This is a genomic window from Paenibacillus thermoaerophilus, assembly GCF_005938195.1.
Classification (GTDB): Bacteria; Bacillota; Bacilli; order Paenibacillales; family Reconciliibacillaceae; genus Paenibacillus_W; species Paenibacillus_W thermoaerophilus.
Window position 1 is genome coordinate 37,558 of record NZ_VCQZ01000017.1, and the last position, 26,698, is coordinate 64,255.

General features: G+C 56.5%; 21 protein-coding genes. 18 read left to right on the forward strand and 3 right to left on the reverse strand.

The window, feature by feature from the left end:
- Window positions 1-5 precede the first annotated feature (5 nt).
- The 5 genes from deoB (at window position 6) to FE781_RS12550 (ending at window position 5,112) form a co-directional block, all read left to right on the forward strand.
- Window positions 6-1,202: a phosphopentomutase gene (gene deoB, locus FE781_RS12530; RefSeq protein WP_138789971.1), complete on the forward strand. Its 1,197-nt coding sequence runs from the start codon at window positions 6-8 to the stop codon at window positions 1,200-1,202.
- 4 nt (window positions 1,203-1,206) lie between these two features.
- Complete coding sequence (locus FE781_RS12535) at window positions 1,207-2,064, forward strand: purine-nucleoside phosphorylase (RefSeq protein ID WP_211346359.1); 858 nt, start codon at window positions 1,207-1,209, stop codon at window positions 2,062-2,064.
- 37 nt (window positions 2,065-2,101) lie between these two features.
- Entirely contained in the window at window positions 2,102-2,974 is an 873-nt protein-coding gene (locus FE781_RS12540) for a purine-nucleoside phosphorylase (RefSeq protein WP_138789972.1), read from the forward strand.
- Window positions 2,975-2,978: 4 nt separating this feature from the next.
- Window positions 2,979-4,313, forward strand: a complete 1,335-nt coding sequence (locus FE781_RS12545) for a pyrimidine-nucleoside phosphorylase (protein WP_138789973.1) — start codon at window positions 2,979-2,981, stop codon at window positions 4,311-4,313.
- Between the two features lie 118 nt (window positions 4,314-4,431).
- Window positions 4,432-5,112, forward strand: coding sequence for an HD domain-containing protein (locus tag FE781_RS12550; RefSeq protein ID WP_138789974.1), 681 nt, complete (start codon window positions 4,432-4,434; stop codon window positions 5,110-5,112).
- A gap of 67 nt (window positions 5,113-5,179) precedes the next feature.
- On the opposite strand, the gene FE781_RS12555 is transcribed toward FE781_RS12550, so the two are convergent.
- Both FE781_RS12555 and FE781_RS12560 read right to left on the reverse strand, forming a co-directional pair.
- Complete coding sequence (locus FE781_RS12555; protein WP_138789975.1) at window positions 5,180-6,766, reverse strand: S-layer homology domain-containing protein; 1,587 nt, start codon at window positions 6,764-6,766, stop codon at window positions 5,180-5,182.
- Window positions 6,767-6,791: 25 nt separating this feature from the next.
- Window positions 6,792-9,386 (reverse strand): DUF4855 domain-containing protein, encoded by a 2,595-nt coding sequence (locus tag FE781_RS12560; protein WP_170209532.1) that lies wholly within the window; start codon window positions 9,384-9,386, stop codon window positions 6,792-6,794.
- A 498-nt stretch (window positions 9,387-9,884) separates the two neighbouring features.
- Here FE781_RS12560 and FE781_RS12565 point away from each other — a divergent pair, with 498 nt between their 5' ends.
- From FE781_RS12565 to FE781_RS12605, 9 genes are all read left to right on the forward strand, one after another.
- Entirely contained in the window at window positions 9,885-11,075 is a 1,191-nt protein-coding gene (locus FE781_RS12565) for a D-alanyl-D-alanine carboxypeptidase family protein (protein ID WP_138789977.1), read from the forward strand.
- Between the two features lie 132 nt (window positions 11,076-11,207).
- Window positions 11,208-11,561: an anti-sigma F factor antagonist gene (spoIIAA, locus tag FE781_RS12570; protein WP_138789978.1), complete on the forward strand. Its 354-nt coding sequence runs from the start codon at window positions 11,208-11,210 to the stop codon at window positions 11,559-11,561.
- Entirely contained in the window at window positions 11,558-11,995 is a 438-nt protein-coding gene (gene spoIIAB, locus FE781_RS12575) for an anti-sigma F factor (protein WP_138789979.1), read from the forward strand. The genes spoIIAA and spoIIAB overlap by 4 nt, the downstream gene beginning before the upstream one ends.
- Window positions 11,996-12,008: 13 nt before the next feature.
- The gene (gene sigF, locus FE781_RS12580; protein ID WP_138789980.1) at window positions 12,009-12,740 is read left to right on the forward strand and encodes an RNA polymerase sporulation sigma factor SigF; all 732 of its coding nucleotides are present in this window, start codon (window positions 12,009-12,011) and stop codon (window positions 12,738-12,740) included.
- 227 nt (window positions 12,741-12,967) lie between these two features.
- Entirely contained in the window at window positions 12,968-13,954 is a 987-nt protein-coding gene (locus tag FE781_RS12585) for a LacI family DNA-binding transcriptional regulator (RefSeq protein ID WP_138789981.1), read from the forward strand.
- Window positions 13,955-14,183: 229 nt separating this feature from the next.
- Window positions 14,184-15,773, forward strand: coding sequence for a type 2 periplasmic-binding domain-containing protein (locus FE781_RS12590; protein ID WP_246068164.1), 1,590 nt, complete (start codon window positions 14,184-14,186; stop codon window positions 15,771-15,773).
- A 277-nt stretch (window positions 15,774-16,050) separates the two neighbouring features.
- Complete coding sequence (locus FE781_RS12595) at window positions 16,051-16,860, forward strand: ABC transporter permease (RefSeq protein WP_246068165.1); 810 nt, start codon at window positions 16,051-16,053, stop codon at window positions 16,858-16,860.
- Window positions 16,861-16,878: 18 nt separating this feature from the next.
- On the forward strand, window positions 16,879-17,757 hold the full coding sequence (locus FE781_RS12600; protein ID WP_211346360.1) for a carbohydrate ABC transporter permease: 879 nt from the start codon (window positions 16,879-16,881) through the stop codon (window positions 17,755-17,757).
- Window positions 17,758-17,796: 39 nt separating this feature from the next.
- A complete protein-coding gene (locus FE781_RS12605) occupies window positions 17,797-20,850 on the forward strand; it encodes a heparinase II/III domain-containing protein (RefSeq protein ID WP_138789984.1) in 3,054 nt (1,017 codons plus the stop codon).
- A gap of 96 nt (window positions 20,851-20,946) precedes the next feature.
- Here the strand turns inward: FE781_RS12605 and FE781_RS12610 are convergent, their stop codons facing one another.
- Window positions 20,947-21,153 carry a DUF2536 family protein gene (locus FE781_RS12610; RefSeq protein WP_138789985.1) on the reverse strand — a complete coding sequence of 69 codons (207 nt, stop codon included), beginning with the start codon at window positions 21,151-21,153 and terminating at the stop codon, window positions 20,947-20,949.
- 281 nt (window positions 21,154-21,434) lie between these two features.
- Here FE781_RS12610 and FE781_RS12615 point away from each other — a divergent pair, with 281 nt between their 5' ends.
- From FE781_RS12615 to FE781_RS12630, 4 genes are all read left to right on the forward strand, one after another.
- Window positions 21,435-22,361, forward strand: a complete 927-nt coding sequence (locus FE781_RS12615; protein ID WP_138789986.1) for a carbohydrate ABC transporter permease — start codon at window positions 21,435-21,437, stop codon at window positions 22,359-22,361.
- Between the two features lie 29 nt (window positions 22,362-22,390).
- Window positions 22,391-23,239: a carbohydrate ABC transporter permease gene (locus FE781_RS12620; RefSeq protein ID WP_138789987.1), complete on the forward strand. Its 849-nt coding sequence runs from the start codon at window positions 22,391-22,393 to the stop codon at window positions 23,237-23,239.
- Between the two features lie 86 nt (window positions 23,240-23,325).
- A complete protein-coding gene (locus FE781_RS12625; protein ID WP_170209533.1) occupies window positions 23,326-25,095 on the forward strand; it encodes a cache domain-containing sensor histidine kinase in 1,770 nt (589 codons plus the stop codon).
- Complete coding sequence (locus FE781_RS12630; protein ID WP_138789989.1) at window positions 25,089-26,696, forward strand: response regulator; 1,608 nt, start codon at window positions 25,089-25,091, stop codon at window positions 26,694-26,696. The genes FE781_RS12625 and FE781_RS12630 overlap by 7 nt, the downstream gene beginning before the upstream one ends.
- Window positions 26,697-26,698 lie beyond the last annotated feature (2 nt).

The following is a 26,698-nucleotide window of genomic DNA, read 5'->3' on the forward strand; positions in this document are numbered from 1 at the left end:
TGAGGATGGTTTTTAAACGAGTGTGCGTCATTGTGCTGGACAGCGTGGGCATCGGCGAAGCGCCGGATGCCGAGGCTTTCGGGGACGCGGGTGCGCATACGCTCGGACATATCGCCGAGCGGACGCCCGGCTGGAAGGTTCCCAACCTGGAACGGCTGGGTCTGGCGAATATCGAACCGCTGGCGGGGCTGTCCCCTGCGGTCAAGCCGGAAGCCTGCTACGGCAAAATGATGGAGATATCGGCCGGCAAAGATACGATGACCGGCCACTGGGAGCTGATGGGGCTGCGCATCGACGTCCCGTTCAAGACGTATCCGGAAGGTTTTCCGGAGCCGCTGATCCGGGAGTTCGCCGAGCGGACCGGGCGCGGGGTGATCGGCAACAAGCCGGCTTCGGGCACGGAAATTTTGGACGAGCTGGGCGAGCGGCAGATGAAGACGGGGGAATGGATCGTTTACACGTCGGCGGACAGCGTCTTCCAAATCGCGGCTCACGAAGAGATTATTCCGCTGGAGGAGCTGTACCGGGCCTGCGAAATCGCCCGGGAGCTGACGCTGGGCGAGCCGTACCCGGTGGGACGCGTCATCGCCCGGCCGTATGTCGGGTCGCCGGGAGCCTTCAAGCGTACGCCCAACCGGCATGACTATGCGGTGAAGCCGCCGGCTCCGACCGTGTTGAACGCGCTGAAGGATTCGGGCCGGGACGTGATCTCCGTCGGCAAGATCCACGACATTTTCTCAGGCGAGGGCATCACGGAATCTTATCCGACCAAAAGCAATCTCGACGGTATCAAGCGGACGATCGAGCTGCTCGGGCGTCCGTTCGAGGGGATGCTGTTCGTCAATCTCGTCGATTTCGACTCGCTGTATGGCCATCGCCGCGACGTGGCGGGATACGCCGCCGCCCTGGAGGAATTCGACGCGTATATCCCCGAGCTGCGGAAAAAGCTAGGCGACGACGATCTGCTGATCATCACCGCCGACCACGGCAACGACCCGGTTCATCACGGAACGGACCACACGCGGGAGTATGTGCCGGTGTTGGCCGTCTCTCCTTCGATCTCCGCAGGAGGGACGATCGGCGTCCGGGACACGTTCGCCGATTTGGCGGCGACGATCGCGGACAATTTTGGCGTCCGGGACTCCGGAATCGGGCGCAGCTTCTTGCAGGAATTAAACAAACATCGGGCTGGAGGAGAATAAATCGATGGCGAAGGAAACGCAAACGGCATCCCAAGAAACCATTCAAACCGAGGCGGCGCGCGTGCGCGAGGCGGCGGACGCGATCGCCGCGAAGATCGAAAGCAAGCCGGAGATCGGGCTGATTCTCGGCTCCGGTCTGGGCGTCCTGGCGGATTCGCTGCAAAATCCGGTGACGATGAATTACGGCGACATTCCGCATTTTCCCGTGTCCACGGTGGAAGGACACGCAGGAGAGTTGGCGGTCGGAGACGTATCCGGCCGCCGCGTCGTCGTGATGAAGGGCCGGTTTCACTTGTACGAAGGGTATGACGTGACCCGCGTGGCGTTACCGATCCGGGTGATGAAGGCGCTGGGGGTCCGCACCCTGATCGTGACGAACGCAGCCGGCGGCATCAATGCGGCGTTCGCGCCGGGCGACCTGATGGTGATTCGGGACCACTTGAACATGATGTTCCGCAACCCGCTGATCGGGCCGAATGATCCGGAAGTCGGCGTCCGGTTCCCGGATATGTCGGAAGCGTACAGCAAACGTCTGCGCGCAATCGCGCACGAAGCGGCTGCCGAGCTCGGCATGAAGCTGCAAGAAGGCGTCTATGTCGGCCTGTTGGGGCCGTCCTACGAGACGCCGGCCGAAATTCGCATGCTGCGCACGCTCGGCGGCGACGCGGTCGGCATGTCGACGGTGCCGGAAGTGATTGCCGCCCGCCATGCGGGTATCGAAGTGCTCGGCATCTCCTGCATCTCCAATATGGCGGCGGGCATGCTGGATCAACCGTTGTCCCACGAGGAAGTCATGGAGACGACGGAGCGGGTGAAGGCGGAATTCCTCAAGCTCGTGGAGCTGTTGATCGGACGGGTGTAAGAACGTGCGGCACGAATCGGCGAAAGGAGCGATACATATGACGAAAGCCGGCAACACGGCGGCGGAACGGCTGGAGCGGCTTCGGGCCGGGGCCGAGTACCTGAAGGAGCGCTTGGGTTCGCGTCGGCCGGAGATCGGGTTGATACTCGGCTCCGGTCTGGGCGATCTGGCGGAGCAACTGGAAGACGCCGTATACATCCCGTACGAGGACGTTCCGTTTTTGCCCCGTTCCACGGTGGAAGGGCATGCGGGCCGGTTCGCAGCGGGACGGCTCGAAGACCGGGATGTGCTTGCGATGCAGGGCCGTTTTCACTATTACGAAGGGTACTCCATGCAGCAGGTTGTCGCGCCGGTTTACCTGATGAAGCTGCTCGGCATCGCTGATCTGGTGATTACGAATGCGGCCGGGGGAATGAACGCGTCGTTCGAGCCGGGCGACCTGATGCTCATCTCCGACCATTTGAACTGGACGGGCGCCAACCCGCTGATCGGCGAAAATGTGCCCGAGCTGGGCGTCCGGTTCCCGGATATGTCCGAAGCTTACTCGAAATCGCACCGGGAGCTGGCCAAGCGGCTCGCGGCAGAGCTGAACGAGCGGGAACAGCTCGGCCTGAACCTTCGCGAAGGCGTCTATGCAGGGGTTGCCGGACCAACGTACATGACGCCGTCGGAGCTGATCATGCTTCGCAATCTCGGGGGCGACGCGGTCGGCATGTCGACGGTCGGCGAGGTTATCGCCGCCCGCCATGCGGGGATCTCGGTGCTCGGCATCTCCTGCATCACGGATATGGCGATCGGCGAGCATCTGGAGCCGCTGACGCACGAGCAGGTCATGGAGACGGCGAACCGGACCAAGCCGAAATTCCAGCGGCTGGTGCGCGAGTTCGTCAAACGAATCGGCGGGGGATGAAGCCATGAGAGCGGTCGATCTTATTCGCAAAAAACGCGACGGCGGCGAGCTGACCCCGGACGAGATCGCGTTTCTGATCCGGGGTTATGTCGAAGGAACGGTTCCGGACTATCAGATGTCCGCTTGGGCGATGGCGGTCGTCTGGCGCGGCATGACGCCGGCCGAGACGGCCTCGCTGACGCTGGAGATGGCCCGTTCCGGCGACCAGGTCGATCTCGGGCCGATCGAAGGCATCAAGGTCGACAAGCATTCGACCGGCGGCGTGGGCGACAAGACGACCATCCTGCTTGCGCCGCTCGTCGCATCGGCCGGGGTTCCGGTCGCCAAAATGTCCGGCCGAGGCCTCGGACATACGGGAGGAACGATCGACAAGCTGGAGTCGATTCCGGGTTTTCGGGTTGAGCTGAGCCGGGAGCAATTCCTGGAGCAGGTAAGCCGGCACGGACTGGCTGTCATCAGCCAATCCGGCAATATCACGCCGGCGGACAAGCTGCTGTACGGGCTGCGCGACGTGACCGCGACGGTCGAGTCGATTCCGCTGATCGCCAGCTCGATCATGAGCAAAAAAATCGCCGCCGGCGCAGACGCGATCGTGCTTGACGTAAAGGTGGGCGGAGGCGCGTTTATGAAGACGCTCGACGAGGCGATTTCGCTGGCGGAGGCGATGGTGCGGATCGGCACCGACGTGGGCCGGGAGACGATTGCCGTGCTGACTTCGATGGATCAGCCGCTCGGACTGGCGATCGGCAACGCGCTGGAGGTGCGCGAGGCGATCGAGACGTTGAAGGGCGGCGGGCCTGCCGATCTGAAGGAGCTGTGCCTGACGCTCGGAGCGCATATGCTGGTGCTGGGCGGCGTTGCAGACGACGAGACTTCCGCCCGGGCGAAGCTGGAGGAACGGCTGTCAAGCGGTTATGCGCTGAAGAAGCTGAAGGAATTGATCGCCGCGCAGGGCGGATCGCCCTCGGTCGTGGACAATCCGGCGATGCTGCCTTCGGCGTCCCGCGTGTTGGAGGTGAAGGCCGAGGAGTCCGGCTACGTATCCGGAATCGAGGCCGAGCGGCTGGGCATCGCGGCGATGCTGCTAGGGGCCGGACGCGAGACGAAGGCGGACGCCATCGACCCGGCGGCGGGTGTCGTCCTTCGCCGCAAGGTGGGCGACGAGGTCGCGGCGGGAGACGTGCTGGCGGAGCTGCACGTGAACGAGCGGCCGCAGGCGCGGATCGAGGAGGCGTTGAGATTGGCCCGCGAAGCGTTCCGGCTTCAGTCACGGCCTTGCCGGCCGGAGCCGCTCGTCTACGCGATCGTGTCGGCCGAAGGCGTTCGGCGGCTTGCGTAGGAAAGCATGGACGGCGCATGCCGGGAAATAGGAGACAACGAACCGGCCCCGGGGGACCGCTTGTTTGTGGTCCGAAGGGGCCTTTAAAAATGAAGTGCGAAGAGAGGAGAGCTGCGCGATGATCGAGTTGGTGGACGACGAGCCGGTGGGCGGCGAAGACGGCGGCAAGCCCGAACTGCCCGAAGCGCCGACCGGCGAGAGATTGACGAAGCAATTGAGGTTTATTATCGAGGCGGACCGGCTCAAGTCGGTTCTGCGTCAGACCCTCGTGTCGGACGCCAGCCGACGGGAGAACGATGCCGAGCATAGCTGGCATCTCGCGCTTATGGCGATGTTGTTAAGCGAGCATGCGGCGGAACCGGGCCTGGACCTCGGAAAAGTGATGCGGATGCTGCTCGTGCACGATCTTGTCGAGATCGATGCGGGCGACACGTTCGCTTACGACGAAGCCGGCCATACCGACAAGGCGGAACGCGAGCAGCGGGCGGCAAACCGGCTGTTCGGGCTGCTGCCCGACGACCAGCGGGACGAGTTCCATTCGTTGTGGCGGGAATTCGAAGAGCGGGCCACGCCGGAAGCGAAGTTCGCGGCGTCGCTGGACCGGCTGCAGCCGATGCTGCTGAACTATACGACGCGCGGTCATGCGTGGCGCAAGCACGGAGTCACGAGCGACCGGGTCGAGAAGCGCAACCGGCATATCGAAGAGGGAGCTCCCGCGTTATGGAGTTTTGCCGAGCGGTTGATCGGCGAAGCGGTGGAGCGGGGCTTTTTGGAGAAGGGATCGCCCCCCTCTAAATGAAACAGGAAAGAGGCGCTGCCTTTGGAGAACGGTTCTCCGCGGGCAGCGCCTTTATGTTTCCGGAAAATTAAACGAGGCCGAGGTTGTTTATGATATTCGCGAGCACTTGAGCCGCCTGCGCTCGGCTCAAACGGTCCTTCGGCTTGAAGAGCTGATCCTCGAGCCCTTCAAGCAGTTGCAGGCGGACAGCGGCGGATACGTCTTCAACCGCCCAGCCGCTGATGTCGGATGCGTCCCGGAAATCGGCAGCCGCCCCTTGGGTGATCGCGTCGCCGCCTGTCAGGTATCGGTAAGCGCGCATGATCAGAACGGCCATTTCTTCCCGGCTGATCGGCTGTTCAGGAGAGAACAGGCCCGGGGCCGTCCCCTGTATGATTCCGGCACGTGCGGCCTCGTTCACACCAGATGAAAACCAGGCCGATGCCGGGACATCGTGAAATAAGGAAGCTTCGTCTTGATTATCTCCCAGTGAGAGCAGACGGGAGAGCATGACGGCAAATTCCGCCCGGGTGACATCGGCATCCGGCGAGTACGCCGTCAGTGAAATGCCGTCGACGACATGTCTGGCGGACAGCTGTTTGACCGCCGCATGCGCCCAGTGAGATTCGGGCACGTCGTCGTACGATTTGTCGTAAACAAGCAGCGCCGTGTATGGACCGAAGCCGCGAACTTCGGCCGCTATCGTACCGGCGATTGGATCGTAACGGCCGCCGGCGTATACGAATTCGCCCGTTGACGACGTCATATATATCCCCAACAAGCGGGGGTCCGCGCCGGGAGGAACAGGCAAGGTCAAGACGATCGGCTGTTCAAAGCTGTCCATTCTCGTTTCCTTCGCATCTTTCATCCTCAAAGAGATGGAGTACGCGTATACATATCCGGCTGAGGCCAGCTTCGCCCCATACTTTGCACTTGCCTTTCGGAGCGCTTCGGCAGCCGCGGAAGAAGAGGCTTGTTCGCGGCGGACGGATATCGATGCGCCGTCCGCCGCCGATTCGGCGAGCTTCTCCATCGACCTCAGCACCTCGACGGGGATCAGTAAAGAGCCGTCCATGAAGATCAGCGCGACCGGCCGGCCTTGCGTCAATTGGGCGGCAGCCGACGGCAGCAGCACTTCGCCAACCGCTTCGTCAATGATAACTTTTACGCTGCCGTCGGCTTGATCCGGCTCGCTCAGCATTTCCGCCGATACCGTAAATGCCGGTTTTGCGGAAGGAGTCGGAGACGGACTGGGTGAAGGAGACACGCTCGGTCCCGGAAATGCCGGCGGCGAAGGCGTCGGCAAAGGTGTTGGTGAAGGTGTCGGCGAGGGTGTCGGCTTAGTCAACTCGAAGGACGCGCTTGCCGGTGTCAGCGTACCGTCGCCGCCGACGGTAACGCGATAAGTTCCTGCCAGCTTGTTACCGACCGTGAACGAGACTTGGAACTTGTCGTCTGACTGCCGCGCGATCTGGTCGATATATTCCCTGTCGCCGTTCGGATTCGTCACGACGATTGTTGCGTATTTGCTGCCCTCGGCGACTGTGCCGGATACCGTCACGACATGGTCGGAGACCGTTATCGTGATGGCCGGGGACGACGCTGCGGCCGAACCGATTGCTGCCGTATTCCCAAGCACCCATAAAAGAATACACAGAATAACCCATTTTTTCATGGCGTCGGCCTCCTGGCGGCAGGGATTAGTTCACGGGAATGACGATGGTTGCGGACAGCGGCTTCATAGATGTCAACGAATCCCATACGAATGCTCTCACTTCGTATTCGCCGCTCCCAGGCAGTTTCATCATGGCGGTTGCCAAGACGTATTTCCCGGCGTCAATCGTCTGGGTCACAGCCGAATAATTGACCATCTTGTTCGCAGTTTTCTCGTAGACGGCGATAATAAGCGTCATCTGCTTAGGCGCGCCGGTTTGGTTCGAGCCTCTGACCGTTAATACCGCGTCGCTGCCAAGCGCAAACTCCGTTACGGGAGTAACAAGCTCTACTTTTACTTCATTTGGGTCCAGCGCGGCGAGCTTCGCCTGCAGCACCGATTTGTTGCGGCCGTCGGGCAATGCGGCGACGAGGGCGGAAGCCAGTCCGTACAAAGCGCGATCGTTCACGGCGGAGTTGACCGAATCCGAGGCCCGCGCAAACTGTTCTTCCAGGGAGCCGGGAATCATGTCGCTTGCGCCGAAGTTCAAATATTCGTTGCCGTTTATATCGATCATGTTGCCGCTCGCGTCAAGGGCGAATTTCCTCGCCGTGATTGCGGCCGCGTCGACGCCTGGTTTTTTGGCGAATTTCAATGTAATCAGATCCGGTGCGCCGTTCATCGGGTTCCGCTTTTCGATCAAATCCGCATAGACCGCGTTGGCCGGATTGGATACCTTGAAGCTGATTCTGGCGAGTCCCGGTGACGAGGTGTCCACTTCCACGGATGCCTTGTCCTTTAGCGACGCTCCCAGCGTGAAGCCCTTATAGGTGACCAAGGAATCGTCGTAAACGATCGTGAGGCTGCCTTCGGTATACGAGTTTGCCAGCGGCAGCTTGATATTTACCCCGATATCGTCCGGATTTGTGACATTGGACGATACAGCCGCGGTGAATCTCGGTTTGTAAGTCCCTTTTACGTATTCGTATATTCTGTCGTAAACGTTGCGCCGATTGACAGAGTTTGCATCGGTGAACCGGTCGTCGGTTGGCGTAAGGGCGTATGCGCTGTCTATAATTGGAGTCGAGCCGCCGTAATAATACGTATTGGCGCTGTTCATGTACCCCTGGAAGTATCCGTTGTTCAGATAAACGGCCAGGGAGTGCATGCTGTCGTATTCGATCTCGATCGATCCGCCAGTATTTTTGGCCGCCTGCACAACTTGGTTAAACAGTTCCTTGGTGGCTACTCCGAAGGCGAATCCGGGCTGGAGCGAGCCCGTCGTAAAGCCGAGATCGCGCCATTGATAGAAGGACCCTGGCCCTACGTACGGAATCCACGTAAAAAAGTAGTTTCGGCTTTTGATGTAATCACCGATCGCATAGATCAAATCGTTCTCGCCGTATGAGTCGGATATTCTCTCGTGGTACCAGTAAAAGCTGTCGAGTTGGAGATTGGAGTAACCGCTTTCGTTGAACCTGCGGATGACCTCGTCGACGTACCACTTGATCGCATCAACCCGGTTGTTGAACGCGTCCGTCGCGGCTTGCAGTTGTCCTTCGCGGGTGTTCGGGTATTTGGTGCGGTCGATTTTGGTGCTGAATGGAACTCCTTTGCCGATATCGCCGAAATCTTCGCTGTCCAGCAGGTACGGAATCGCCATGTTGACGCGCACTTTCTTGTTAGTATTCAGCTTGGCGTTAACCTCGGCGACAGCGGCGTTGATGGCTCCCAGTTGTGTGTCGGACTTGAAGATAAAGTCGAGGTAAGCGAGAAAATCGTGTTTTGTGGCAAACTTGGCATTGCCGTTGCTGTCCAGGCCGCTTGGGGTTACCATGGAGGTGATCGGCAGGGCGAGAATGTCGTCATATTGCCAATCGACGATCTCTCCCTTGATGTCCTGGTAGCCGAAGATCGGCAGCACTTTGTCCTTCGTCCAGTCGGAGAAACGCTCGTTGCCCGCCTTCATCGGGCCGGAGTACCACAGGAACTGGTTTCGGATATGGGCTGCTTCCGGCGTGCCGGGCAGCACGAATTGATTGAACGTCATGCCGTCATCGCGAACGGGAGGAATCTCGGCATCGTCCACAATGCCTTCCTTGCCCCCTATTTCAATCTCATCCGCCCAGCCGAAAATGTTAATGACGAACACAAGCTTGACATACCTGGCTTGGACATTGAGAGGGGCGCCTTCCGGCGTCTTGTCGAGCTTGAACACTTTGCGGTCCATATCCGAGGAAGTGTTCGAGTACGCAAAATAGTTAGGCACATCCGGCTTCGCCATACCGATATAACGATAGTCGACACCGTCGTTCGAAACGTAATAACGGACGTTAATAGGAGTGCCGATCCCGACATCGGCCCGCTGGCCGAATCCGATCGAGATGCTGTTGACGGAGTTGATTTGCTCCAGATCGACGATCACCTCGCGGCGCATCTTGCGATAGAAGACGAACCAATCCGTGACGTCCGCCCAGTTCGCCAGGTTGCCGTACTTGCCATCGGTCAGTTTGGAGGCTTTGGACATGTCCCGGGTTTCCTTGTCGTAATAACCGATTTTCTGAATCTGGTCGAAGATCGCGTCCGGTTCACGGATGATAACGCTTTTATTTAAGGCCAGGTTATAAACATCGTTCGTCACAGAGCTGCCTGCGGATGGAGGTTCCTCGGCGTATACCGGAGCAGCTGATACGGGGATCAAGACGCACAGCATTCCCAAAAGCATTGAAAACAATGCAGCGGTGCGAAACGTTTTCTTGTACATGTTCGACCTCCATTGTTTAATCATTATTCGGCAGCTGCGATCTCGCTGTTAATCCGGGCTGAAACTCTGCGTGCGGCAGAGATGAATCACCTCCCTGCTCGGGGCGTCTTAGACTCTTTCCGGTCATGCCGCTTAGCTGGAGCGCCCCCCCTTCGGCCTTATATTTTGGAGAATCACTTCACGGAGAAGAATAACACCCGTTATAACATCGGTCAACATAAAATAACGCGAAACATAATTGGAGTCATCCATCCGGACGAGCTCTTTTGCAGTATATTTCCTCCTTTTCCCGTCAACACTGACTAGCATTAGAGAACAATCCCCTAGCTTTTGCCAGGTGGCGGAGCGGGGTGTGTCCAGGAGGGACCTTGAGGGATGCAGCAGTTGTTGAAGCGATGTCTCGCCGCAGGAACGGCAGCGATATTGGGATTTTCCACGGCGCTGTCCGCCGCCTATGCGGTTGAATCGGCTCCGAACCAGCCGGCCGTGCCGGATTTGGCGCCCAACGCGAAATCCGCCGTGCTTATGGATGCGGCGACGGGGACGATTTTTTACGAGAAAAACGGAAACGAACGCTTGCCCCCGGCCAGCATCACGAAGATCATGACCATGATTCTGGTGATGGAAGCGCTCGACCAAGGCAAAATTCGTCTCGACGAAAAGGTTCGCACCAGCGAATACGCGGCTTCCATGGGCGGCTCGCAAATCTTCCTGGAACCGGGAGAAGAAATGACCGTGGAGGAGATGCTCAAGGGCGTCGCACTGGCATCGGGCAACGACGCGTCGGTCGCGCTTGCCGAGAAGATCGCCGGGTCGGAGGAAGGCTTCGTGCAGATGATGAACGCCAAGGCGGCCCAACTGGGGCTTAAAAATACCCGCTTCCAAAATACGAACGGCTTGCCTGCGGCCGAACACTACAGCTCTGCCCTCGACATCGCGGTTATGTCCCGGGAACTCCTGAAGCATGAGGAAATTACGAAATATACGGGGTTGTACCAGGACTACTTGCGCAAAGACACCGAAAAGCCGTTCTGGCTGGTGAATACGAACAAGCTGGTCCGGTTCTACCCCGGTGCCGACGGGCTCAAAACCGGTTATACGAGCGAAGCGAAATTTTGCCTCACTGCCACCGCCAAACGCGATCATCTCCGGATTATCGCTGTCGTCATGGGCGAACCGGACACGAAGACCCGCAACGCCGAGGTGACGAAGCTGTTCGATTACGCCTTCTCGCAATATGAGAGCGTGCCGATCTTCGAAACCGGCCAGACGATCGGCGAGGTTCGCGTCGAGAAGGGCAAACAGCCGGTCCTGCAGCTTGCCGCCAAGCATCCGTACAGCGTCGTCATGAAAAAAGGCGAGGGCAAGGACGGCCTCCGCCACGAGCTGGAGATATTGCCGCTTAAGGCGCCTGTGCAGCACGGTCAGCCGATCGGCAAGCTGAAGGTGTACAAGGACGAACGGCTGCTCATCGAATTTCCGATCGAATCCCCGGCGGCGGTGGAACGGGCCGGCTGGTGGACGCTGTTCGGACGGACGGTCAAGAAGCTGATTCTTGTCGACTGATCCTATCGCGATCGATGGCGGGATTGTCGATAAATTGCGTTCTCTGGATGTTTTCTTCTAGTTTTGTCAGGGGGCAGGAATTGCCCGGATCGCCGTAGAACTCCTTCTCATCAGACGGAAGGAGTGATCCTGGTGAGCTTGCAAATAGAGCTCGAACATCATCGCCGCACCCTCATCGCGCGGCTGCGCGGGGAATTGGACCATCATACGGCCGACAAGGTTAAAACGATGCTGGAAGATGCGATCCTGCGAGGGGATGTCCACCACGTCGTGCTGAGCATGAAGGGGTTGACGTTTATGGACAGTTCAGGGCTCGGGGTCGTGCTCGGCCGGTACAAGCAGATCGCGAACAAAGGCGGCAAGCTCGTCGTCTGCGAAGTGCATCCGTCGATCTACCGGCTGTTCGAGATGTCGGGGCTGTTCAAAATACTGACGGTGGAACCGAGCGAGCAGGACGCGCTCTCCCGATTGGAGGTCGTCTCATGAACTTCATGAAGCTGCAATTCGCCAGCCGGTCCGAGAACGAGGCGTTCGCGCGCGTGGCGGTGGCCGCGTTTGTCGCCCAGCTCGACCCGACGATGGAAGAACTGACGGACATCAAAACCGTGATCTCCGAAGCGGTTACGAACGCGATTATCCACGGCTATGACAACCGCCCCGACGGCATCGTGACGATCGAGGCCGAACTCGACGGCGAAGACCTGTACGTGACCGTATCCGACGAGGGCACGGGCATCGAGGATTTGGAGCTGGCGCGCCAGCCGTTGTTCACGAGCAAGCCGGAGCTTGAGCGCTCGGGCATGGGCTTTACCATCATGGAGAACTTTATGGACGACGTGCAGGTCACGTCGCGTCCCGGAGAAGGCACCCGGATTCGGATGAAAAAGAGGATTGCATCCAAAAAAGCGCTGTACAATTAGGAGACGGACGCCTATGGAGGTCTATCTGGACGACACGGAAGTGAAGCGGCTTATCGCTTTAAGCCAGTCCGGCGATACGGTGGCGCGGGAGACGCTCGTGAATTGCAACATCCGTCTGGTTTGGTCGGTCGTGCAGAGGTTTCTCGGGCGCGGTTACGAGCCGGAGGACTTGTTTCAAATCGGCTGCATCGGCCTGCTGAAGTCCGTGGACAAGTTCGACTTGTCTTACGACGTCAAGTTCTCCACCTACGCCGTACCGATGATTATCGGCGAGATTCAGCGGTTTCTGCGGGATGATGGCACCGTCAAGGTCAGCCGTTCGCTTAAGGAACTGAGCAACAAAATCCGCCGCGTGAAGGACGAGCTGTCGAAGCGGATCGGACGTCTGCCGACCGTCGGCGAGATCGCCGAAGAGCTGTGCATTACGCCTGAGGAAGTCGTATTCGCCCAGGATGCGAGCAAGCCGCCGTCCTCCATTCACGAGACGGTGTTCGAGAACGACGGCGACCCGATCACGCTGATGGATCAGATCGCCGACGAATCGCAGGAGCGCTGGTTCGACAAGCTTGCGTTGAACGAGGCGATTAACGGACTGACGGAACGGGAGCGGCTGATCGTGTTTTTGCGGTATTACCGCGACCAGACGCAGTCGGAGGTCGCCAGCCGGCTCGGCATCTCGCAGGTCCAAGTGTCCCGGCTGGAGAAAAAAATATTGCAGAACATACGCAATCAGATCGCGCAATAAACGAACGATACGATCCGAAGCCGTTCCCTGCGGGGATACAGCTTCGGATTTTTTTGCGTTAGGAAGCATCTGACGTTTCGCGGCGCTTTCGACAAATTAACGCGCGTTACGCGGCTTGAAAGTCCTGTACTTTTAATTGCTGAGATTATCAGGTATAATGTGAGGCGCGGCCATTCATAAGGATAACGACCGTTACGAATTCTGGACGCGAGAAAGGGAAGAATCGGATGCCTGTCACTAAAAAAGATATCGCAGACTATCTGGGCATATCACGAACCGCTGTTTCGCTAGTGCTGAACAATACGCCGAACAGCACGATATCCGAGGAGACGCGCAACAACATCCTGCGGGCAGCAAAAGAACTCGGGTATCGGGACGGGGAGGTTTCCCCCAAGCTGTGCTATATATTGTGCAACCGGGGGCAGGACGATCCGCTGTACGCGACGGATTTGCACCTGATCGAGAACGCGGCGAGCCGTCTGGATTACCGGTTGTTGTTCATGAATCTCGGATCATCGAACAAAGATTTGTTCCGGCTGGAGAAATGTCTGGGCAATCAGGAGATAGCCGGCGTAATCTTGTCGGGTGACGTCGACGAGCGAATATTGGACATCGTGGAGAAGTCCGGCGTGCCGTACGTCGTATTCAGCAGCCTGGAGAACGAGAATGTCAACGTTGTCGAGCCGGATGTCGAGGCGATCGCTCGCGAATGCACGCGTTATCTGATCGAGCTCGGGCACAGGCAGATCGCCCTGTTCAGCGGCAGGCTCGACATGCTTGTTCATGCAAAGACGCTTGAAGGTTATCGCAAGGCGTTGGAGGAAGCGGAAATTCCGTTTGACAAATCGCTCGTCCAGGTGAGCAAGGATGAGGACGGGTTCGAGCTATGCTGCCGGATGGAAGCGCTGGACATCCCGTATACGGCCGCGTTCTGCGCCAACACGCTGATTCAGTTCGGCGCGCTCCAGTGGCTGAAGGACCAGGGAATTGCCGTGCCTGCGGATAAAAGCCTGATCGGCTGGGGCATGACGAAGCTCGTCCGCATGAGCATGCCGCAACTGACGACCTTCTATATTCCGCAAGAGGAGAAGGAGTCGGTTGTATACCGGCTTCAGGAAGTGATTGACGATAAGGAAGCCAAGCCGAAGAAAGTATATCTGACAAAAGTGAAATTGTTTGAAGGCGGAACGGCTGCGCCGTGCCGGAGCGTATGACCCGATATACGGACATTTTTACGAATTAAAGCGAGAATACCGCCCGGAAAAAGGGGCGTGATTCTCGCTTATTTTTTTGTTGCGGCAGCTGTACATTAAGACAACATAAAGACGTATTAACACACGTTATGTTCATTGACTAAAAAAATAACGGGTGTTAATATGTTCGTGGGCAGCAGAAAGCAGGCCTAAACCAATGGAGCCGATATGAAAAAGGAGGGGCATGGAAGTGCAGAAAAACATGAAATCCGTAATGGCCGGCACAATGTCAGTGCTCGTCGCCGCAAGTATGGCGGCATGCAGCAGCGACACGGAGAAAGAACCGGAGACATCGCCGGCCAGCAGCGCAGCAAACGCCGAAAAGAAAGCGATTACATTGGAATGGTTGACGTACCAATACGGTCCGGTCGACGAGACCGCGCCCGTCAAAAAGCTGCTGGAAGAAAAATTTAATGTCAAATTCAACATCTGGTACATAGACGTCACGAAAAAAGATGAACTGCTTGGCACCAAGCTGGCCGCCGGGGAAATTCCGGATTTGATGACCGTATACTCCGACGTCGATTTGCAGAAGTTTTACGATCAAGGCATAACCACGACGTTTACGGAAGAAGAATTAAACAAGTACATGCCGAACTACAAAAAATTTATCGATTCGTTCGATCCGAAAATATGGTCCTACTATAAAACAAAAGATGGTAAATACAAAGGGATTCCTTCCGTAAACCCGGACGGCGTCTACAACAAGGCGGTCGTATGGAGGAAGGACTGGCTCGACAAGGTCGGCATCACAAAAATTCCGGAGACGCTGGACGAATTCAAGGAAGCGGTCTACAAGTTCCGCAACGACGATCCGGACGGGAACGGCAAGAAGGATACGTACGGCATGTCCAACTCGGCGATGATGAACGTATTCGGCGCATACGGCATCTGGAAGGACGCCTGGACGATCCGCGACGGAAAAGTTGTGCATAGCGCGGTGACGCCGGAAGCGAAAAAAGCATTGGAAACGCTTCGCCAATGGAAAGCGGACGACGTTATTAACCCGGAATGGGTAGTCGGCGAAAACCAGGGCGGATACTGGGCGCTCTCTCATGACTTCATCAACGGCAAAATCGGGACGTCCTCCCACGGCGAAAGCTACCACTGGGCGATCAGGCAGTTCGAGGGCGGCTTCGAAGGTCAAAACATCACCGAGTTAAACAAAATCACGAACGGCAAAGCGCAAGTCGCGTTCGGCAAGCCTCCGAAAGGACCGGATGGCAAGTTCGGCAATATTTTGGCCGGAACAAAAGGAACAGCCTCGCTCGCGCTCGGCAAAAACGCAGCCGATCCGGAGAAAAAGCACCGCATCATGGAGCTGATTGAGGGCATCTACGCCGACTTTGATCTCTGGCTGAAGGTTCGCCACGGCGAGAAGGGCGTCAACTATGACATCGGCAACGACGGCATCTCGGTAGTCATGAAGGAAGGCTTCAAAACGCCGCAGGAAATGGCAAAGATCGGTGCGCATATCACATTTGCGCCGTTCTGGCACCCGAACCAATATAAGCTGAACAATCCCAAGAGCAAGGAATTCAACGATAAGAACTTCAAGCATGAGGGAGCGGGATACGAAAACGTCGTCAAGGTGGCGCTCCCTTCCGATACGAAGTATCAGAAGAACCTGCAAAAGCTGGTCGACGAAACGTACGCGGCCATTATCAACGGGACGAAGCCTCTGGACTACTTCGATACATTCGTACAGGAATGGAATAAGAGCGGGGGCGAGCAGTTGACAAAAGAAGCTAACGATTGGTACTCCAGCTTGGCGAAATAAGTTGCTGGACCCTGAAGCGGCCAATGGACGGAAACGGGAAGTTGGCCGCTTCTTTACCGTTTTACCGCATCTTTCGCGTTTACTTTCAGATATGAAACAGGAGGCAGCTATGGCGACGATTTCGGTCGGAGATCAACCCGGCGTTCAAAACAAATTGCGGGCTAAGCCCAAGGCGGGTCCCTTTCGTCAATGGGCGAGCTCTTACTGGAAGCACCGGTACTTGTTCCTTATGTTGCTTCCTTGTATCCTTTATTTTCTCGTTTTTAAATACGGCCCGATGTATGGCATTATCCTCGCGTTCAAGGATTACCGGTTTATCGACGGCATCCTCGGCAGCCCTTGGGCAGGTCTGCAAAACTTCAGGGATCTGATGAGCGGAAGGGATTTTCCGCAAGCGTTTAAGAATACGCTTATTATCAGCTCGCTGAAACTGCTGTTCGGGTTTCCCGCGCCTATTATTCTCGCGCTGTTGCTGAATGAGATTCGGCATCTGATGTTTAAAAAAGTCGTGCAGACGTTGAGTTATTTGCCCCATTTTCTGTCTTGGGTCGTCTTGGCGGGGATCTTTATGGAAGTGTTCTCGCCGACGCGCGGCATCGTCAATCTGGTCATTACGTCGCTCGGCGGCAAAGCGATATTTTTCTTCGGCGATCCGGAATGGTTCCGCACGCTGCTTGTCAGCACGGACGTATGGAAAGGAGTCGGATGGGGCTCCATCATCTATTTGGCGGCGTTATCCAGCATCGATCCGACCTTGTATGAAGCGGCGATCGTGGACGGAGCAAACCGCTGGAAGCAGATGCTTCACATTACGCTGCCTTCACTTGTGCCGGTCGTTACGATTATGTTTATCTTCGCCGTCGGAGGCATCATCAACGACGATTTCGACCAGGTGTTTAACTTTTACAATCCGGCCGTCTATTCCGTCGCCGACGTCCTCAGCACTTACACGTACCGGATCGGTATAGCGGACATGCAATACGGACTGGCCACCGCATCCGGATTGTTCGTCAACATCATCGCCTTCACTCTAATTGTTGTCACGAATTCGATCGTCAAACGCTTCAGCAATTACGGGATTTGGTGAGGGGTGCAGAAGGTGCCGATCGGTAAAAAAACGCTGGGAGAGAAGCTGTTCGACGGATTTAATTACGTGTTTCTGACTTTGTTTGCTTTCTCCGCAGTTTATCCGTTTATCAATATATTGTCGATCTCGTTCAGCACGCCGGCGGCGGCGAACGCTTACGGGCTGAAATTTATTCCAAAGGAGTTTACGCTCGAGGCTTACCGGGCGGTCTTCGACAACAAGGTGATCTGGACGGGATACTACAATACGATTATCCGGACGGGTGTCGGTACGGCATTAAACGTACTTTTTACGGTGCTGTGCGCTTATCCGCTGTCGAAACGGTATTTGCCCAACCGCAATCTATATACGTCGCTTATTGTATTCACGATGTTCTTCAGCGGCGGACTGATTCCGACTTATCTGCTGATCAAGTCGCTCGGACTGCTGGACAATCGGCTGGTGCTGATCTTGCCCGGACTGATCGCCGCGTTCTCCATGATCATCGTGCGCAACTACTTCATGTCGCTGCCGGAAGAAATCGAGGAATCCGCCAAGATCGACGGCGCCAACGACGTGCGGATTTTGTTTTCGATCGTGCTGCCGGTTTCGTTGCCGATCATCGCGACGATCGCGCTCTGGTACGCCGTTGCACACTGGAACGCCTGGTTCGATGCGCTGCTGTACATCTCGGATCCGAACAAGACGGTGCTGCAAACGGTTCTGTACAAAATTATTATTCAAGGGTCCCCGCAGTTCCAGCAATTCGAGACGTTCGACCCGTCCGTGCAGAGCGTAACTCCGGACATTATCAAAGCCGCGACGGTTATGGTCGCAACCGTCCCGATCTTATGCGTTTATCCGTTTATCCAGAAATATTTCGTAAAAGGCGTTATGATCGGCTCCCTCAAGGGATAACGCGCTTACGGCAGTTACAATCGCCAGGGAGGACTGCAGATGGGCACCGCCTATTCGAAACGGGGCATCTACTTTACAGAAGACGATGTGCTGATCGCGAGAAGAAACATAGAACGACTGCCTCGAGCGCAGGCTGCCTTCGAACGAATGAAGCAGCGCTGCGAGTCATTTCTCCTTTTGCCCGACGAGTTCGTCTATGACAGTGTGTTGGGGATGAGAGACGAAACGTTCGCCTATGGCATATCCGGTTGTCCCGGCTGCGGCAAGGCATTCCCGATGGAACCCGAGGAACAGCGGCGATTTATATCGGGATTGGAACTGCATCCGGTTAAAACGGTTACCTGCCCGAACTGCCGCACGACGTTCCCGAACGAGCAATATCCGGATGACGGGCAAGGGTTCGAGCGCAACGGAAAAGGTTATTACCCGATCGGAATGTGGAATTTCTTCCACGCCGGCGAGCTGCTGGGCGGCGTCCGGGATCATGAAGGGCTCGTCACCAAGCTGACTTACATGTACATGCTGACCGGCGATTACCGCTACGCACACAAGGCGATCGTGCTGCTGGACGCGTTCGGCGCGATCATCGCCGGTACGATTGGCCCCCGCGATTTCACCCCGTTCGGCAGCAGCTTCGAGATCGGGAGGCTCCATCTGCTGACAAGTATCGTGCACAGGGTCAAAGTGTTTTTGGCACACGACTACAGTTGGCTGTCCGACTTGGCCGAGCTGGACGCTACTTCTCCTGCGCTGGCCAAGCTCGGCAAACAGGGAAGCATCCGGGAGAACATCGTGTCGCTGCTCGAGGAGTACATGCTGACGGAGCCGGGCGGTCCCGAATACGATCTCCGTGACGGCAATCTGACCAATCTGCAGAACCACGAGTCGGACGGTGTTCGGGCGATGCTGGCGGTCGGCCTCGCCTTGGGCCGGGAGGATTACTGCCGATGGGGCGTGCAGGCGGTTGAAGCGTATTTCTACAACGCGATCGGCCGTGACGGCATGTATTATGAGGGCTCGTACGGCTACAGTCTGTTCACGGGCACGGTATTCCTGGATATCGCGATGCTGGCAATGCGGGCTTCGACAGAGGCGCAGCTCGTCGGCTTCCATCCTTTTGCCTGCGACCGTTTTTACCGGTTCGCCGTCGAAAATCCGCTGCGTATGATGTGCCAGGGGCATATGCCCGGATACGGGGATTGGGGGCGCGATCGGTCCGTCGGCCGTGAACCGGACGGCAAGCTGCTCACGAATATATACCGAGCCTCTCAGATGTTCCGGCAGTTCTCGCCCAGCAAGGAGCTTCGCGCCAAGGCGGAGCTTGTGATGCGGCAGTTATTTCCGCTGATTGAGGAGCAGCTGGGCGGACAAGGGAGCGACCTGTTTTTCTCCCATCCGGAAGGAAGCGCGATCGAGACCGAGCGATTCCGGTTGCCCGCAGGCAACACACTGATGGCCGACGCCGGAATCGTTATTCTGCGAGACCGCAACGATACGACGGCATTGCTGCGCTTCGGCCCGAACCAAACGCATTCGCATGACGACGTCTTGGCGCTTCATTATTATGCGTACGGCCAGAACATAACCGCCGATCTCGGGTACGGCATATACGGAACGAATTCGCACTTCGGCTGGGCCAGCAAATCGATCGCGCATAATACAGTTGTCGTCAACCGCGACGAACGGATGGTTGCCCAACAGATTTATAAGCCTTTTAGGGGCGGCAGGTTGACATTTCTGCATGAATCCGCGAATGTCAGCGCAATGGAAGCGCAGGCGCCAGAGTTGTATGGGATCGATGTGTACCAGAGGATGGTCGGCATCGTTCCGATCGGACGGAACGCTTCTTACGCAGCGGATTTTTTTGCGGTGTTCGGCGCGGAGACGGCTGATTATGCGTTCCATGCTTTTCACAGTCAGAGCGAGCTCCGGCTTGCGGGGACGGACCGAGTTGCTGACCCGGCATGGACGCTGGCCGGAGTGGATGAGGCGGAGAAGGGAGAGCGGCAGCTATATTACGATCGGCCTTCATGCAGCTACGGCGAACGGCTGACGACGGGCGAGACATTCTCGGAATTTATGGGGGACGAGAAACAGCATCTGTGGACCCCTCAAGTCAATAACGGATACGGTTATGTGTATGATCTGCGTGAACATCGTACAGCATCGGGAACATTCAAGGCGACGTGGAGGGCGCAGGACGGCTGCGAGCTTCGCCTGTTCGGGGTCGGCGCCGCCGCCGACCGGCTGTTCAGTGGATTATGTCCCAGCCTGGATGGGGACGTCCGCCACCCGATACTCGTCTGGCGAAGTCGGGACGCGCGCAAAACGTATGGTGCTGTGATTCAGGCGGCTTCGCCAGACGGTGAAGGCGAACAGGCTGTGCTGGAGGTCGAGCAGCTTGAAGCCGACCAGGCACAAGCGACGGCGATCGCCATTCGGTTGTCGGACGGCCGTACCGATTATTGGGTTTACAGCCTCAGCGACGGCCAGGTCCGGGTGAACACTCGACACGGCGAATGGATGGTTGACGGGCGCTGCGCCTGGATGCGTATTGAACCGGACGGATCGATCGAGGCGGCGGAACTGCTGCAAGCGCGGCAATCCGTATTGGCGGGGGTGGTGCTTTCTACGGCGGCGGAACGGGCGGTGGCGATCGTTCGGGCCGTCGATACGGCGAACGGCACGATAACGGTCCATACCGTTCGCGGATCGCTGCCGGAGAGCGGTCTGATCGGCATCCGCTCGGCGAGGACGGGCAGAATCACGGTTTATGAAGCGACAAGAACTTCGGAATGCGAGCTTAGATTGAAGGAGTCGATGACTCTGTCAAAGGGAATCGTGCTGCGGTCGGACGCAGAGGTACTGGAAAGTCGTTATCCGCTTCCGCTCGCGGGCGATTGCGCCTATGCCGGAGCACCCTCCCGGTTTGACGGCAAGACGGTGCAGGGGGCGTACGGCGGTCGGGCGGTCATCCGTTCGGTGCGCGCGCTCAAGCTGCTTGAAGTTGACGTCATCCACCCGTTTGCCGAGCGGGAGCCGTTTGATATCGTGGATATCGAACCCGGCGACGAGGTTCGTTTTATGAGTTAACGCATAAGCCGGAACCGCATAAAACAAAAAGGCATCCCCATAAGGGAGATGCCTTTTTGTTGCCGTATTTACGGTGGGACAGGATCCGGTGTCCGTTCACTTCGCCCGGAAATGAACGACGGCCGTATAATGCATGCGGTTCGTGACGGGATTAAACGCCACTTGATGCTGCACGGCGTGGACGTCCAGCAGCAGCGCTTTGTTGTTTTGGATTTGTTCGTCGATTTTTTGTTCCAGCGTATGGATGTCGTGCGCTTCGAAAAACTCGATTTTGGTTTCCAGACGTTCTACGATCAGGCTCATCGGTCGTCACCTCGGTCCAGACAATATGGTTCTGTCCTGTACGATCTTATTATAGGAAAAACGCAATAAATCACAACCCGCACCGAAATGGCCGCAGATCCCCCTTGGCTCCGGCGGCGGGATAAGCAGGAGAAGTCCGGGTTCGAAGTCAGGATAACTGACACGCCTCCGCCATTATTCGAGTTTTGCATTATTTATTATAGATTTATCTTATGTTCTATCGGGCTTATTCCTACTAGAATGTAAGCAAATCTATGAAATGGAGTTAGGGGGGCTTCCGGATGGCTAGGATATCGACGGCATCCAAAGTTACGGCAAGGCGGACTGCGATTTCTCGGCCGCTGCCCGAAGGAGTGTGGGGGTACATCCTCATCGCGCCGTGGCTGGTTGGTTTTCTGGGGCTGACCTTGTGGCCGATGCTTCAATCGTTGTACCTGTCGTTTACGGATTACGATTTGCTCTCCAGCCCCAAATGGGTCGGGATGGCCAACTACAAGGACATTTTTTTCGATAGCGGCGATTTCCGCACCTCGATCAAGGTAACTTTTTTATACGTGGCCTTGGGCGTGCCTCTTAAACTGACGTTTGCTTTGATGGTGGCTCTCTTGTTAAGCAGGGCCGTGTGGGGAATGCCGTTGTTCCGCGCCATTTTTTATTTGCCTTCGCTGATCGGAGGCAGCGTCGCGATCGCGATGGTGTGGCGCGATATATTCGGCAATAACGGCATCTTTAACCGAATGCTCGCGGCGTTCGGCATTCGAGGCATGGACTGGATTAACGATCCCGGCACTTCGTTGTATACGCTGGTGCTGCTGGCCGTATGGCAATTCGGCTCCTCGATGGTCATATTTTTGGCCGGACTGAAGCAAATCCCGCGCGAATTGTATGAAGCGGCTTCGGTGGACGGCGCTTCCCGTCTGCGGACGTTTTTCAATCTGACGATTCCGATGCTCACGCCGCTGATTTTGTTCAACTTGGTGATGCAGACGATCTACAGCTTCCAGATGTTCACGCAAGCGTATGTGATTACGAACGGCGGCCCGATGAATTCGACGCTGGTGTATGCGCTTTATTTGTTCCAGCAAGCTTTTTCGTTCTTCGATATGGGTTACGCCAGCGCACTGGCCTGGATATTGCTGGCGATCGTAGCGGCGCTTACCGGCCTGATTTTCTGGTCGTCGAGGAAATGGGTGCACTATGAATCTTGAATCCGCGAGGCGACAATGGAGGGACCTGTATGGTTGCAACGCTGAAATCGAAGGCTGCAGGCAAGGCCGCTTACTCGATCGCGCTTGTCCTGGGTGGTGTGATCATGATGTATCCGGTCATCTGGCTGTTCAGCAATTCTCTGAAGGGCAACGCCGATTTTATCGACGGGGGCCTGATTCCGAACACTTTCGTCTGGAGCAATTATGCCAAGGGATGGAGCGCCATTCCGGGCTACACGTTTGCCGATTTCTTCCTTAATTCCTTGGTCATCGGCGTTTTGTCGGTGATCGGAACCGTCTTGTCCAGCGCGGTTGTCGCCTACGGTTTTGCCCGGATCCGCTTCCCGCTGAGAAACATGTGGTTCGCCATTCTCATGCTGACGCTGATGCTTCCGACGCAGGTGACGTTGGTTCCGCAATACATTTTGTTTAAAAGTTTCGGTTGGGTCGGTTCCAACCTGCCGTTGATCGTGCCCCATTTTGTCGCGGCCAGCCCGTTTTTCGTCTTTCTGATCGTCCAGTTTATTCGGGGAATTCCGAAGGATCTGGACGAAGCCGCAAAGATCGACGGATGCTCGATTGCGGGAATCGGCGTCAGAATCCTGCTTCCGCTGTGCAAGCCGGCTCTCGTCACTACCGGATTGTTCTGCTTCATATGGTCTTGGGACGATTTCCTCGCGCAGACGATCTATCTGACCGATACGGCCGAGTTTACGGTTCCGCTTGCGCTGCGCCTGTTTTTGGACAACAGCTCCGAGATTACGTGGGGGCCGATGTTCGCCATGTCGGTTCTGGGCATTTTGCCGAGTTTTATCCTCTTTATGGCGGCGCAAAAATACTTCGTCGAAGGAATCGCGACAACCGGATTAAAAGGTTAATCGCCCAGCCGGATGCGAGACAAAAGAAAATCATTTATGATGGGATTACGATTGATGACCGTATCCCTTACATCATGGTGAGTGCGATGAAAAATCCGTTTAAGGTTTTTTCGTTCCGGTACACGTTTTTCTTCACGTTTCTGTTGTTTGCGTTGACGTTGATTTTGCTGATCGGCGTGACGAGTTATTCGATCACGACGCAGGAGACGGTCGCGCGGATGATCGAATCCCGCAAGCTTCTCCTGAGCGAAATCCATAAACAACTGATTACGCAGATGCAAGTGATCGAGCACGATTCCCTTACGCTCAGCAGCAATCCCAAAATTATCAACTATTTGAACAACGCCGGGGAACCGTACGAGCGCGTGCAGCAAAAAAGAGACATCCTCGATCAAATCAGCCGGCTCAGCTACGTCAAGGAAGGCGTGCATTCCGTCGAGCTGTACAGCAAAAACATCGAATCGGACGAAACGTTCGGCACCAACGGTCTGTACAACTACGCGAAATACGAAGCAAACGATTTGTACGAGCCGACCAGGCATGCCGACTCCGGCTGGATCGGCGCCCATGAGGCTGTGTCGGGCTTGGAATCCGAAGACAACGAGGTCATCAGCTTCGTCCGCAAGATTACGACGGTAACCGGAAACGAAGTAGGCGTCCTCGTAATCAACATGAAGCTGGACTATGTAAAAAAAATTGTCGCCAATCAATCTCCCCACGATTCCCGATATATTCTGGACTCCTACGACCGACTGATCACCGAAGTCGTCGGCGACGGCATGAAGCCGTTCGCGGTCAGCAATGCCGACAATCGCGTGATCCGGGCTATGGATAAGGCGAACCCGGAAAAGTTCGCCATATTCGAATCCGACCAAAAAATGCTGCTGATCTGGGACAAGCAGATGAATTCCAATTGGGTCGTGCTCGATGCCATCCCTTGGGATTATATCACGCAAGCGAGCAGCAAAATCAAAAGCGTCATCCTGATCGCGATCGTGGCCTGCACAGCTCTGGCGGTCGTCATGGCGCTGCTGCTGTCCCGCCAGTTCAGTCTGCCCATCCGCCATCTCGTCCGCGCCGTCAGTCAAGTCAAAAGCGGCAATCTGAATATCCAGATTCAAAACGAATACGAAAACGAATTCGGCACGTTAAACGACAGCATCCACTTGATGATCCAGCGTATTCAGAGCTTGCTGGCGGAAGTCGACGAGCAAAACCGCAAAAAGCGGGAAGCCGAGCTGCAAATGCTGCAGGAGCAGATCAACCCGCATTTTTTGTACAACACGCTCGATATGATCAATTGGCGCGCCATCGAATACGGCGCGGGAGACATCAGCAAAATGCTGTCCTTGCTGGGAAAGATGCTTCGGCTGGGTTTGTCCAAAGGGGCGGCCTTTATTCCGATCCGCGACGAGATGGAGTATCTGCGGTATTACATCGAATTGCAGACCATCCGGTTTCCGTGCGACCTTCAAATTACCGTCAACGTGCCGGATAACCTCTGCTCCTATATGGTTCCGAAGCTGATGCTGCAGCCTTTTATCGAAAACTCGTTAATTCACGGCATGGACCGGGACAAAGGCGGGAGGATCGAGATCGAGGCCGGCGAAAGCGGGCCGGACATCTGGTTCAGGCTGACCGACAACGGCAAAGGAATGGATGTCCGCCAACTGTCCGAGCGCAAAGATCTGGGCGTCAGCGGCATCCGCAATGTGCGGGAGCGGATCAAGCTTTATTTCGGCGACCCTTACGGCGTTGAGATCGAGAGCGGCATCAACCGGGGAACCGTCGTCCATATCCGCATCCCGAAAGTATCTCCGGACGGTCCCGGGCATAAGGGGGAGCCAACATGGTAAAAGCCGTTATTATCGACGACGACCCGGCCACGCTGAACGGGTTAAAAAAATCGATCAATTGGAAGCGGTTTAATATCGAGGTGGCCGGGGTCGCCGAAAACGGGCAAGAGGGTCTCCGTTTGATCGAGGCCTGTCAGCCCGATCTGATCTTGACGGATATTTATATGCCCGTCATCGACGGGATCGAGATGCTGAAAAGAGTGCGCCAGCAAAACGTGGCCGCGGAAGTGATCATCCTCAGCGGCTACGAAGATTTCAAATACGCGCAGACGGCATTAAAATTGAGGGTTTGGGATTATATCTCCAAACCGGCGACCATCGAGGAGATCGAAGCCGTCGTGCAGGCGGCCGCCGATCATATTCGCGCCAACGCGCGGGCTGCGAGAGAAGAGCAAGAACTGCGCGAGCTGCTGGAGCACAATCTGCCCTGGGCCAAAAAACAACTGTTCAAAGGTCTGCTGGAGCCGGGACACGTGCAGCCCGGGTACATGAAAAAAGTGGCGGATTACTTGCGCATGAACCTGCACAACCGTTATTTTTGCGTGGTGGTCGTCGAATATCTCAAAAGCGGAGAACGGCTGGCCTCGAAGCAAGGGGAGTGGCTTGACCTCTCCTCGCGCGTGCGCCAGGCGGCGGAAGAGGCGATCGGGACCGCGCAGGGCATCTATATCGCCGACATCCAGTTGAACATGCTCGCTCTGATCGTGTCCGCGCCCGCGCACGGGAAACCCGAAGCGGCAAGCAGACAAGCGAGACAGATCGCCTCGGAGATGATCCGGCGAATCGAGCTGCAATGCAAGCTGAAGGTCTGGGCCGCGATCGGTTCGACCGTGGGCTCGGCCGAGGATATCCATCTCTCCTACAAGGAAGCGATGGACATCGTCTACGAGCGGCTTCATTTAATCGACCGGAAAATTATAACCAAGGACGATATCCAGGTGAAACCGCGCGCGTATCCGCTGCGTACGATCGAGAGTTGCCAACGGATGGTCGATGCGGCGATGCAGGGGCAGAGCGATTGGGTCGAGCAGAAGCTTCAACTGTTCCTGGCCGATTTGGAGGGCCGCCCCAATCTTACCGTTGAGAGGCTCCGCGAATACGCGATCGAATTCACAGGCGTGCTGCTGGTCGCCCTTCACGACCACGGGCTGCAGTTCGACGATTTGAGAACCGATTTTAATCCGTATGCGGAGCTGGATCGGATCTGCTGCGTGGAAGATTTCGCTTCGTACGCACGGGAAACGCTGCAGGCGGCGTGCCAGGCGATGAACCGGAAGGCGTCGACCAAACACAAAAAAACGGTCGATTTCATTATCCGTTTTGTCCACGATCATTACGCGGAGGATATTACGCTCGACGTCATCGCCGACAAGGTGTATTTGACGCGCAACTATTTGAGCCAAATCTTCAAGCAGGCGACAGGAGAAAATTACAGCAGCTATCTGACCCGAGTCCGGATGGAAAAGGCGAAGGAGCTCATGAGAACCGGCAACTACAAGCTGTATGAAGTCGCCTCCAAGGTCGGCTATAAAAACAACGCGTACTTCAGCCAGCTTTTCAAGAAATATACGGGCATGAATCCGTCCGAGTTCAATCAGTAGAG

Bases quoted from the DNA above. Each gene is read 5' to 3' on its own strand.
- deoB (WP_138789971.1), top strand. From the start codon at position 6: ATGGTTTTTAAACGAGTGTGCGTCATTGTGCTGGACAGCGTGGGCATC.
- FE781_RS12535 (WP_211346359.1), top strand. From the start codon at position 1,207: ATGGCGAAGGAAACGCAAACGGCATCCCAAGAAACCATTCAAACCGAG.
- FE781_RS12540 (WP_138789972.1), top strand. From the start codon at position 2,102: ATGACGAAAGCCGGCAACACGGCGGCGGAACGGCTGGAGCGGCTTCGG.
- FE781_RS12545 (WP_138789973.1), top strand. From the start codon at position 2,979: ATGAGAGCGGTCGATCTTATTCGCAAAAAACGCGACGGCGGCGAGCTG.
- FE781_RS12550 (WP_138789974.1), top strand. From the start codon at position 4,432: ATGATCGAGTTGGTGGACGACGAGCCGGTGGGCGGCGAAGACGGCGGC.
- FE781_RS12555 (WP_138789975.1), bottom strand. From the start codon at position 6,766: ATGAAAAAATGGGTTATTCTGTGTATTCTTTTATGGGTGCTTGGGAAT.
- FE781_RS12565 (WP_138789977.1), top strand. From the start codon at position 9,885: ATGCAGCAGTTGTTGAAGCGATGTCTCGCCGCAGGAACGGCAGCGATA.
- spoIIAB (WP_138789979.1), top strand. From the start codon at position 11,558: ATGAACTTCATGAAGCTGCAATTCGCCAGCCGGTCCGAGAACGAGGCG.
- sigF (WP_138789980.1), top strand. From the start codon at position 12,009: ATGGAGGTCTATCTGGACGACACGGAAGTGAAGCGGCTTATCGCTTTA.
- FE781_RS12585 (WP_138789981.1), top strand. From the start codon at position 12,968: ATGCCTGTCACTAAAAAAGATATCGCAGACTATCTGGGCATATCACGA.
- FE781_RS12595 (WP_246068165.1), top strand. From the start codon at position 16,051: ATGTATGGCATTATCCTCGCGTTCAAGGATTACCGGTTTATCGACGGC.
- FE781_RS12605 (WP_138789984.1), top strand. From the start codon at position 17,797: ATGGGCACCGCCTATTCGAAACGGGGCATCTACTTTACAGAAGACGAT.
- FE781_RS12610 (WP_138789985.1), bottom strand. From the start codon at position 21,153: ATGAGCCTGATCGTAGAACGTCTGGAAACCAAAATCGAGTTTTTCGAA.
- FE781_RS12615 (WP_138789986.1), top strand. From the start codon at position 21,435: ATGGCTAGGATATCGACGGCATCCAAAGTTACGGCAAGGCGGACTGCG.
- FE781_RS12620 (WP_138789987.1), top strand. From the start codon at position 22,391: ATGGTTGCAACGCTGAAATCGAAGGCTGCAGGCAAGGCCGCTTACTCG.
- FE781_RS12625 (WP_170209533.1), top strand. From the start codon at position 23,326: ATGAAAAATCCGTTTAAGGTTTTTTCGTTCCGGTACACGTTTTTCTTC.
- FE781_RS12630 (WP_138789989.1), top strand. From the start codon at position 25,089: ATGGTAAAAGCCGTTATTATCGACGACGACCCGGCCACGCTGAACGGG.